The 10349-nt window shown below is 57.4% G+C and carries 7 protein-coding genes; 5 read left to right on the forward strand and 2 right to left on the reverse strand.

The window, feature by feature from the left end:
- Positions 1-130 precede the first annotated feature (130 nt).
- Positions 131-469, reverse strand: coding sequence for a GNAT family N-acetyltransferase (locus ACODSR_RS16665; RefSeq protein WP_489077751.1), 339 nt, complete (start codon positions 467-469; stop codon positions 131-133).
- Positions 470-614: 145 nt separating this feature from the next.
- Positions 615-2693, reverse strand: a complete 2079-nt coding sequence (locus tag ACODSR_RS16670; protein WP_489077752.1) for a TonB-dependent receptor domain-containing protein — start codon at positions 2691-2693, stop codon at positions 615-617.
- A 693-nt stretch (positions 2694-3386) separates the two neighbouring features.
- Here ACODSR_RS16670 and ACODSR_RS16675 point away from each other — a divergent pair.
- The 5 genes from ACODSR_RS16675 to ACODSR_RS16695 all read left to right on the forward strand — a co-directional run bounded on the left by ACODSR_RS16675 (position 3387) and on the right by ACODSR_RS16695 (position 10216).
- The gene (locus ACODSR_RS16675) at positions 3387-3863 is read left to right on the forward strand and encodes a MarR family winged helix-turn-helix transcriptional regulator (protein WP_489077753.1); all 477 of its coding nucleotides are present in this window, start codon (positions 3387-3389) and stop codon (positions 3861-3863) included.
- 145 nt (positions 3864-4008) lie between these two features.
- Positions 4009-6981: a TonB-dependent receptor domain-containing protein gene (locus tag ACODSR_RS16680; RefSeq protein WP_489077754.1), complete on the forward strand. Its 2973-nt coding sequence runs from the start codon at positions 4009-4011 to the stop codon at positions 6979-6981.
- 27 nt (positions 6982-7008) lie between these two features.
- Positions 7009-8022: an MBL fold metallo-hydrolase gene (locus ACODSR_RS16685; RefSeq protein ID WP_489077755.1), complete on the forward strand. Its 1014-nt coding sequence runs from the start codon at positions 7009-7011 to the stop codon at positions 8020-8022.
- Between the two features lie 7 nt (positions 8023-8029).
- Positions 8030-8968 (forward strand): MBL fold metallo-hydrolase, encoded by a 939-nt coding sequence (locus tag ACODSR_RS16690; protein WP_489077756.1) that lies wholly within the window; start codon positions 8030-8032, stop codon positions 8966-8968.
- A 684-nt stretch (positions 8969-9652) separates the two neighbouring features.
- Positions 9653-10216, forward strand: a complete 564-nt coding sequence (locus tag ACODSR_RS16695) for a nucleotidyltransferase family protein (protein WP_489077757.1) — start codon at positions 9653-9655, stop codon at positions 10214-10216.
- Positions 10217-10349 lie beyond the last annotated feature (133 nt).

The following is a 10349-nucleotide window of genomic DNA, read 5'->3' on the forward strand; positions in this document are numbered from 1 at the left end:
AATCGACTATAGGGGAGGCAGAGAAAGGACACGCTGGGAACCGGATTGAAAGAGATCGGCTCGGCCGGGATGAAACCGAAAGCCTCATACAGCTCGCGCGCAGGAACGAACTTTGCCTGCACATCAAGCCTCATTCGCTGTAGCCCGCCACGCGAGCTTCCTCGATCAGCCGTTCCACTAGGCGGCGGCCAAGATGGCGACCCCGTGCATGGGGACGAACATATAGTCGTTTCATTTCGCATATTTCGGAAGAGACTTGGCGCATTGCGATGCAGCCTTCAATTTCGCCCTCCTGATCCGCAAGCAGCACGCATCCTTTAGGCGAGGCATGTTTGCCCGGCAGGTTCGCGAACTCTGCATCGTTGTTTTGATAATCGAGATTCAAAGGGGAGTTGGCGATAAATGCATGCCAGATGCTCAGCACCGAAGCTGTATCACCAGGGAAAATCGCGTGCCGTATGATCACCATAACATCAATATCATGCCGAAGATCATGGACGCAATGAGACGCATTTTTGAGAGCATTGTGGTGATGCGGGAACAGCAGATTAGCCCCGGCGACCTCCACCCGCCGCCAATCACATGGCGGCGGCTATCGCCAAAAATAGGTCGTTCTAAAAATCGACGCTCAGAGAAGCGCTGAAGCGGCGCCCGTCGAGGATGTAGGCGAAGCCCTCTTCCGGCGTGACCTGCTTGTTGGTGAGATTGTAAACGCCAAGGTTCACCCGCACGTCTTTCGTGGCCTTGACCACAATGCCGACATTATAGAAGGTGTAAGGCGGATACCGGAAGTCGTTAGTGCCCGATCCGCTGGCGTTGGTCGTGCGGCCAGATGTCTTGCCCCGGTAGTTCAGCTGCGCCCAGGCTCTCAGCGCATCAGTGGCTTCCCAGTCAACCGACGCGTTGAACATATGCTCGGGAATATCGTTGAGCGGCTTGCCTGCGTTGACGCCGGACGTCTGTTCCGTTTGCGAATAAGTGTAGCTGTGTCGATACCGCAGACCTTGGACGATCTTCCAGTCGACCGTCCATTCCACGCCCTTCAGTTCCGCCGTGTCGACATTGATATAGGTGGTATAGCCGAACGGGTGGGCCGGATAGGTGACGCCGCCATAGTCACATACTATGTTCGGCATACAGATGCGCCCTGTCCGCAGCAGCTTATCCTTGAAATCGCTTTTGTACATGGTCAGGCTGGTGGAGATTCCGGCCCGTTTATTGGCGTAGCCGACGCCGATTTCATAATTGACGGTCCTTTCCGGCTTCAATTCAGGGTTGCCGATGATGACACCGCCCATGGAGGTCGAGCCGAAGTCGGTGGCAGCCATACGCAAACTCGGCACCTTGTAGCCTGAAGTGACGCCGCCCTTGAAGGTCAGCGCGCCCGTTGCGTTGAACACAGCGTACGCCTTTGGACTGAAACGACCACCGAAGCTCTCGCTGTGGTCATAGCGACCGCTAAGCAGAAGCGAGAGGTCGTCAACGATTTCCCAATTGTCCTCTATGAAACCGGCATATTGGTTGCGGTCCATCGTGACGATATCCGAGGGCGCAACGACGCCCGGGAGGTTAAGCCCGTTGGTGGCGCCATCCTTGAGTTTTTCATGGAAGTAGTTCACGCCAGCCACGATCTTGTGGCGCGACAACGTGAGGGCTGCTTGCGTGTTAGCGACCAACGTATCGAAGCCGATGCTGTTGCCTGTCGTAGCGTTGACACGCGTAGGGTTCGATGATGCGTCGAAGGTGATGTAGCTGTTCCAGATCAGACTGCCAAAGTCGCCCTCATGGGTCAGGAAGTAATTGTCGCGGACAGACTTGGTGTAGTTGACGTCCGCCGTCGCGGCGATACTTTTACCAGGGGTAGCCGTCCTCTCCTGGACGGTCTGCCCGCTGCCGGCTGTAAACGTGTTTGCATCATCAAGCCGGAAGCTGAGCTTGGCGGCGATGTTCTTCCGCCGAAATTCAGGCTCTGCGGTGGCACTGCCGATGCCGCCTGCGAAGTCCGCCTCGTCCTGGTAGCGCACGCCTCCGGTCACTTGCAGCGACAGGCGATCCCTGACGATTGGCAGGTTCACCGCAAGGCTGGCGTTCACATTGTCGTTCGTTACATCATTGCCCGGCCCCGACTTGATATATTCGGTCGTGAAGCTGCCGCCGAAATCATTCATCACCTTCCTGGTAATGACGTTGATGACGCCGCCGATCGCATCCGAGCCATATAAGGATGACGCGGGGCCGCGGATCACTTCGATTCGTTCGATCGAGTCAAGCGGCGGGAGGAAGTTGACTGGTGTGCCTGCCTGCGTGCCATTGAGACTAAAAGCCTGATTGTCCTGCATCCGCTTCCCGTCAACCAGGAACAGCGTATAGTCGGAACTCATCCCGCGCATCATGATCGACTGTTCGATACCGCCGCCCTGGATATGCACGCCCGCCACGTTCATCAGAACATCGGTGATATCGGTGTAGGATCGCTGCCTGATTTCTTCGGCCGTGATGACGGAGATCGTGGCCGGCGCATCCCGGACATTAAGTTCGTAACCTGTTGCTGAAACGACGATCTCGTCCGGCATCGCGTCCTCACGCGAATAGGAACTCACTGCCTGATCATTGATGGCGAATGCATGCTGCGGCGCGAGGGAAGTTACGGCGAGCGAGGTCGTAGCGAGAATTCGCCTGCGAAACTTTATCAATGGAACCCCCAATGCAAAACTAAGTACGCGCGCCTGTGAACACTTACACCTTTGACAATGCTGTGTTTGTTCGAGGAACCATGCCCGAATTCGCGTCGTGCATCCACAATTTCGCTAATGCGACTTGCTTGCATCAGCTATCGCGAACAGTTCGCAGGCGCAATAAAAAATTGGATGATGATATTCATTTTCGCTCGATCGCCAAGCGATGGTCGCCGCCATGGGCACTGGATGCAGCCCATGCCAGCGGCTGGCCTTGACGACAACAGCGTCGCCTTGCTGTCTGTCACCAGGAGTACCCTCGATACGATCTCCCACTTCGTAAGCGCAATCGGCAGAAGCATGTCCGTTTCAGACTGATGCTTGCTATCCTGCATCGACGCGGGGATAGCGCTGCACATCATGCCGTTTAGGGGAAGTTCGTATCGGGCGTGTTGTTGTACAGGCTATGATTTCACACGCTCGGTCTGAGCCAGCTCACACTGCTGGAACAATCGAAAGCGTGTTCTTCGTCCTTTAGGGCGATGTTGGGTATCGGACGACAGGCCCCTGATCAAGAAATCGCAAGCGCTGAAGTATGTGAGCCACAAGTCTGGCCCGGCCGTAGAAACTGCCTCTCAGATGCCTTTTTCCTTCTTGACTATTTGTATGTCCACGATACTGTATGTTGAGCGAACAGATTAAGGAGAGGAAATGTCCGATTTCGGACCATTGTCTGAGCATCTGGGCTATTTGCTTCATCGTACAGAACTGAAGCTACTCGGGCGTGTCGCGAAGGCTTTAAGCGAGTTGGGTGTAACGCCTGCGCGCGCGACGGCTGTCATATATGTCGCTCTGCATGAGGGGTGCGACCAGATGGCTCTGGGGCGTGCTCTGGGCATCAATCGCGCAAGCACGATGAAAGCGGTGAATGATCTCGTGGCGCTCGGTGCCCTTGAGCGTCGCGCCGGTCGGGACAGGCGCAGCCACGCATTATACCTGACGGCGCGGGGAATCGAACTGAGGAACTCGATCGAAGTCATAACCGAGACAACGGACGCGAACAATTTCAGCGTCCTGACAGCAGACGAGCAGATATTACTCCGCGCCATGCTGCAAAAACTGCATGACTTCGAGCCGCGTAAACGTGGCCTATACGGCCGACGCCAAAAAGTTGTGCTCTCTGCCTAAGGAAGTAGGCGCGTGACTGAACGAAAAATAACTGAGGATTGCCGATAGTGACCAAGGCGGGTGCCTTCGACTGATCAGCGGGAATTTGCCGTGCACATGGACTGAGCGCTGATAATCGGGTCGGCACCCGCATCGAGGAGAACAGATGGTTCCCGCGTGCTTATCTGATCTTGGCCATGTGAAGCTGGGCGAAATAGTCGCCAGTGAAAAGTATATAAAAGATATTGGGAGAGATACAGTGAAACTCAAATGTCCAGTAAGAGGGCTGCTGCTCTGCACGACGTGTTTTGTATCGATGCCGGCGTTCGCGCATATGTCGTTCGATGAACCGTCGGTCCAGAAACCCGCCGCGGCTCATTCCGTATCTCGCCATTCGCAAAGACAGCGCTCCGCGACGCACAGGCCGGAATCGGCCAGGCGGCAACACCGCGATCACGACACGCCGACGACCGAGACAGCGGCCGAGCCGAGTGACGAGGACATCGTCGTTACAGGATCGCGAATTGCGAGGAGCGGCGTGGAGGCACCATCGCCCATTACCGTGGTGTCATCGGAAGAACTGGAGAAGAGTTCCCCGTCCACTTTGGCGGCGGCGCTGAACAATCTTCCTGCGCTGGTTGCGGCCGGCGGCCCGAATGCGACGGCAGGACGGACGAGTTCAGGACGTAACGCGTTGAACCTTCGCGGACTGGGCAACAGCCGCACGCTGGTGATGGTCGATGGCCGCCGGTTCCCCGGATCGACGCCCGGCGGCTCGGTCGATACCAACCTGATCCCGCAAGCCCTGGTATCGCGCGTTGAGGTCGTGACGGGCGGTGCATCGGCCGCCTATGGATCCGACGCGGTCGCGGGCGTCGTCAACTTCATTCTCGACAAGACGTTCGAGGGGACGAAGGTGACGATGGGCACCGGCATTTCGCAGCGCGGCGATGCCAGCGAACGTCGAGCATCTGCGACATTCGGTCGCGCTTTTGCCGATGATCGACTGCATGTCGTCGTGAGCGGAGAATATTATGACAATGACGGCGTCCGGGGCGACGCACGCGCCTTCACCCGGCAGGGGGCCGGCCTGATCCCCAACCCGGCCGTATCGGCATCGAATCCCGCCTCTCCGACCAATCCGGCCGTCATAGTAGCACCGGCATCGCGTATTCGCTCGACATTTGGAGGGGTTATCATTTCGGCCGTCGGCGGGAACGCTGCGGCGCAAAATGCCCTAATTGGCACCCAATTCCTAGCAGGCGGCGTTCCTGCGCCATATGACTATGGCCAGTTTACGAGCGCGAGCCTGCAATCGGGGGGCAGTGGCGTGAATCCGTCGATCCTACAGCCGATCAATCGAGAACTGTCGCGCGCGACCGGATATGCAAATATCGGGTATGACCTGACGGACAACCTGAAGATCTTCGTCGACGGGGGTTATGGCTGGTCGAAATCGAGCAACCCTACCAACCTCCAGCATGCCGGCCAGAACGTCATCACTATCACGCGGGACAATGCGTTCCTGCCCGCCAGCATCCGCGCCCAGATGGTTGCAGGCAACATCACGTCGTTCAGGATGAACCGACACGATGGTGAGTATGAAACTGTCGTTGTCGCGACGAACAGAAACTGGCGGGTGCAGACCGGGGTGGAATGGAAGGTCGGCAAGTTCAGGTTCGATGCTTCATATCAGCGTGGGCACAACCGTGAAACGGCACCCAATACCGGCAATTACATCCGCCCGAACTACGCTGCCGGTATCGATACGGTTTTGCGGAACGGCGTACCGGTGTGTCGATCGACTGTCGCGAATCCGACCAATGGCTGCATCCCGATCAATCCCTTTGGCCCGGGATCCTATTCTCCGGAGGCTGTAGCCTGGTTTACGGGAACTTCGGACAAGACCACGATTGTCGATCAGGAATTGGCGCAGGCGAATGTGAGCGGCCCGCTATTCAGCGGCATAGGTGCCGGCCCGTGGGAAGCAGCAATCGGTGTAGAATATCGGAAAGACTTCACCGACGTGACGTCCAACGCCCTGAGTGCCGCCGGCCAGTATTTCGCAGCCAACCAGATACCCTTCAGCGGCGGGCAGACCGTCAAGGAGGCCTATGGCGAAATCAACCTGCCTGTGCTCAAGGACCGCCGGTTCGCTCGATATCTGGAAGCCAACGGTGCCGTGCGCTTCACGAAATATTCGCTGACTGGCAGCGTCACGACCTGGAAGCTGGGCTTGAACTATCAGATCATCGACGATCTCCGCTTGCGGGCGACGCTGTCGCGCGACATCGCCGCCCCGACGCATTCGCAAATGTTTTTGAAGGGGGGACAAACCGTCCTTGCGTTCAACGACCCGTTCAACGGCGGCGTTCGGGTGCCCAATGTGCCAGTCTTCATTCAGGGTAATCCCGATCTCATCCCGGAAGTGGCCCGAACCAATGTTTTGGGCGCAGTCTATCGTCCGAAATGGCTGCCAGGCTTCGCGCTCAGCCTCGACCGCATTGACATGAGGCTCAGAAACGCGATCACGAGCCTGGGTGGACAAGCACTGATAAATCTGTGCTTCGAAGGCAACGCGCAGGCGTGCGCGTCGACCATTCGTGATAGCAACAACAATCTGATCCAATTGAACAATTCCAGCTTCAACCTGGATAGCCTGAAGTTAACATCCTATGATCTTGAGCTATCGTACCGTCAGCCATTCGCCGGCGGAAATATATCAGCACGTGCCTATGTAAGTTATCTTCAGCGTCTGTTGAGCGAAGACAGAAATGCACTGGCGACTGAAGATGCCGGCGAGATTACGACGCCGCGCTGGAGGGGGCTGTTTTCCGTCAACTACGACCGTGGGGCATTTCAGTCGTTCGTTCAAGCGCGATACATTGGTGGTAGCAACCTCAACAATCAATTGTCGGCCAGCGACGTTGCCTTCAACCATGTCGGGGACGCGGTGTATCTGGATGCCCAGATTGGTGTGCGCGTCACCCGCAACATGGAGATTTCGCTCAATATTCAGAATCTTCTCGATCGCAGTCCACCATTCTCGCCCGAGACGGAAAGCAGCAGTCCGGTCAACCAGAATGTCTACGACCAGATCGGCCGCGCTTTCCGCATATCGGCAAGATTCAACTTTTGACATTTGGCCTATTCAGGAGAAACTAGCATGGCAATTCGCAAATCAGTCTTCTTAATCGGTCTGCTAACGACCCTCGCAACAGCAGCCGATGCCCATGATTCGGCTAGCCCGACAGCCGAGCAACATGCGGCCGCCGGCACCGCCGCCGGAAAGGACTTTCCTGGACTGGTCGATCTTTGCGATCTTTCGAAGCGCCTGATCGTGGCCGGGCAGCGGGAACCCGGTGCCGCCCGCACGCGTCCGGAACGGCCGGGACGCGCGGCCTTGCCACCGCTGCCGCCAATGCAGGTGTTCGACAACCTCTACTTCGTTGGCAATCGCCAGGTTTCCGCTTGGGTGCTGGGCACGCCGAAGGGCTATATCCTGATCGACGCGATGAACACCGACAATCAATCCAAGACTATCGTCGAGGCGGGAATCCTGGAGCTCGGACTGGACCCCAAGAAGATCAAGTACATCCTCATCACGCACGCGCACGGGGATCATTACGGCGGTCAGAATTATATTGCGACGACCTATGGTCCACGTGTCGCCATGAGTGACGCGGACTGGGGCGTGCTTGAAGATCCGAACCAGCGGATCGAGAACCCGCGTTGGGGTCCTCGCCCGGTACGCGACATCGTCCTGAAGGACGGGGACACGCTATCGGTGCCCGGCACTGTGGTCCAGGTTCGGGTAACGCCGGGCCATACGCCCGGCACCATCTCTTTGATCTTCCCGGTTTCCGACAAGGGCAAGCCGCATAAAGCGGCGCTGTGGGGTGGAACCGGATTCAACTTCGGTCCGGACGAGGTGAAGCTGAGGCAATATGCCGATTCCGCGGCGCGCTTTGGCAAGATCGCATCGGATCAGGGCGTCGATGTTTTCCTGTCCAATCACCCCAATCGGGACAGCGGGATCGAGAAGATGGAGATACTCGGCAAACGCGGCCCTCGCGATCCCAATCCATTCGTCATGGGGCCGCCTGCCCTCAAGGCATTCACGGTGTTCCAGCAGTGCGCGCTGGCACAGGCCGAGCGGGTGAAATCCGGTGCGGAATAACCTCTCCATGCTCGCTATCCCGGCGCTCGCGCTGAGCACGGCATTGTGCTCCAGCGCCCTTCCGGCATCCGCTCAGGATGTCGAGCGCCCGGCCCAACCAGGCACGCCGGCAACGATTCCGCTTATGAAGAAGGAGATCATGTCGGGCGTGTTCCTGATCACCGGCAGGGGTGGCAACGCCGTCGTCGTCAGGACCACCGAAGGGCCGCTGCTGATCGACAACAAGGTGATGCGGGAGTCGGTTCGCAAGGAACTGAACCAGATATTGCTGAGCATCGATCCGAAACCGGTACGGATGGCGTTCGTTACGCACCATCACGCCGATCACGGCGGCGGAACGCAATGGCTGCTTGATGCCAAGGTTCCGGTCGTCGGTCAGCGTAACATGCTGGATATACTGCAAAACTATCGCTCGACTATCGCGCCCAGAAATCCGTCACCGCCGTCGATCACCTTCGACAAAAGCTATCGCGTGACGGTAGGCGATGTGCCGGTCGAGGCCTATTATTGGGGACCGGCGCATACGAATGCTGATATCGCGATATTCCTGCCGCGATCGAAGATCGTGGTCGTCGGTGATCTGATCGTCGGGGATGGCGAACCCGATGTCGATGCTCTCGACGGGCATGGCAGCCTGTTCGGACTGCAGCAGCGGCTGACCGACCTGCTCAAGCTCGATTTCACACTAGCCATTCCCGGTCATGGAGAGAATGCCATGACCAGAGACGAGGTGACAATCTATAAGAAGAAGATCGATACTCTCATTGCACGTGGGCAAGCTGCTGCGCGCGCGGGGGTTGGTCCGGACAAGCTACTCGAAGCGATGCGTAGCGAGGATCTGGCATTTCGGCTGGTCGGCCATTTCTGGACGGAGCCGGCGCGGCTGAAGCTGCTTTACGATGAGTTGGCCAGCACAGGTAGCCAGAACAGGCGGAAACCGCGATAGACATGGTACATCAGGTCGGATCGACAAGCGTCCTTCACGTTTGGCAGCATTGATCGGCGATATAGTTGCGTAATTTCAATATGTGGTCCGATAACATGCCAGTGCACTGGCATGTTGCGTCTGTCTCCAGCATGAAGAGATGGCGGCACCCCTTGTCAATAATGAGAAAACAGCGTTACCGAGAAGATGTTGCCATTCCTTGCTGATGCGAAAATGTCGCGGGGGTATGCAAGCCCGCGCGGGCATGACCTTGCGGCGACCATATGCATAAATACCGGCTTTCCACGATTTCAGCTCCGTTCCTATAACCAAGATTTGTCAGGATCACAGGCGCTACATTCAGCGCTTGCGGACCATGGAGGCGGCGAGATGCTAAGCAACAAGCAGAGAGTGCGATTGGTACCCCGGTGCTTCTGCCGTCCGAAAATCACATGAAACGCACCGGTCCATGCTGGCGGCCGCGGTCAGGTGCCAGATCAGCGCCGACGCCCCCTGACGGGAAACCCTGCAACCGGCGTTGTCGGACACTTTCTCAATCCGACAGTGATTTTCGGACATTCCACGGGATCACTGGACCACGCAATTCCGTGCGCGCCGGATTTTCGGCGGAACCGCGTGACGACTGCCTGAGATTCATGTGATTTGCGACGTGTCCATTCTAGCCGGACGCCTTAAGCTGTTCCGATGGACAACAGAGCCTCATGCGTATTTTCCATTCTATGCGATGATCCACACCGCTGGCACCTTCTGGATGTGGTAGCTGCGCTAGATTTGCCCGACTGTTGGATCGGTGCAGGCTTCGTCAGGAACGCGATATGGGATCATCTCCATCAGCGATCCCCTATGCCGATTTGTGGCGATGTGGACGTAATCTGGTATGATCCGCGTCGCGCGGATGCGATCCATGACAGAGAATTTGAAGCGCTGTTGCTCGCTTGGGAGCCGTCCATAGCTTGGTCGGTTAAGAACCAGGCCCGGATGCACGTCCGCAATGGTGACGCTCCATATATCTCTGCGACTGATGCCATGCGATATTGGCCGGAGACAGCGACAGCGATTGCCGTTCGCCGCAGTGAAGCGGGTGGTGGTTGCGAGATCGCAGCCCCGTTGGGTTTAGACGACCTGTTCGACCTTGTTTTGCGTCCGACGCCACGCTTCCGCCGAGATAAGCGCACCATCTATGAGGATCGGATACGCTCGAAATCTTGGTCTGAAACTTGGCCGCTTCTCAGGAAGATCGATGCCTGATGATCGCGTTGGCGAAAGACGGGCGATAGCCGCCGAGTTGCGAACATCCGGCGGCCTGATTACGATGGTGCCGAAAGGTGCGCGGCGACAACTACGATGGCCGGTTGAGCGGCGACTATGATGGCCGGTAGGA

Source organism: Sphingobium sp. FG125 (genome assembly GCF_057809795.1).

Excerpts from the sequence above, each read along its gene's own strand:
- ACODSR_RS16665 (WP_489077751.1), bottom strand. The coding sequence starts at position 469 with ATGGTGATCATACGGCACGCGATTTTCCCTGGTGATACAGCTTCGGTG.
- ACODSR_RS16675 (WP_489077753.1), top strand. The coding sequence starts at position 3,387 with ATGTCCGATTTCGGACCATTGTCTGAGCATCTGGGCTATTTGCTTCAT.
- ACODSR_RS16680 (WP_489077754.1), top strand. The coding sequence starts at position 4,009 with ATGGTTCCCGCGTGCTTATCTGATCTTGGCCATGTGAAGCTGGGCGAA.
- ACODSR_RS16685 (WP_489077755.1), top strand. The coding sequence starts at position 7,009 with ATGGCAATTCGCAAATCAGTCTTCTTAATCGGTCTGCTAACGACCCTC.
- ACODSR_RS16690 (WP_489077756.1), top strand. The coding sequence starts at position 8,030 with ATGCTCGCTATCCCGGCGCTCGCGCTGAGCACGGCATTGTGCTCCAGC.
- ACODSR_RS16695 (WP_489077757.1), top strand. The coding sequence starts at position 9,653 with ATGGACAACAGAGCCTCATGCGTATTTTCCATTCTATGCGATGATCCA.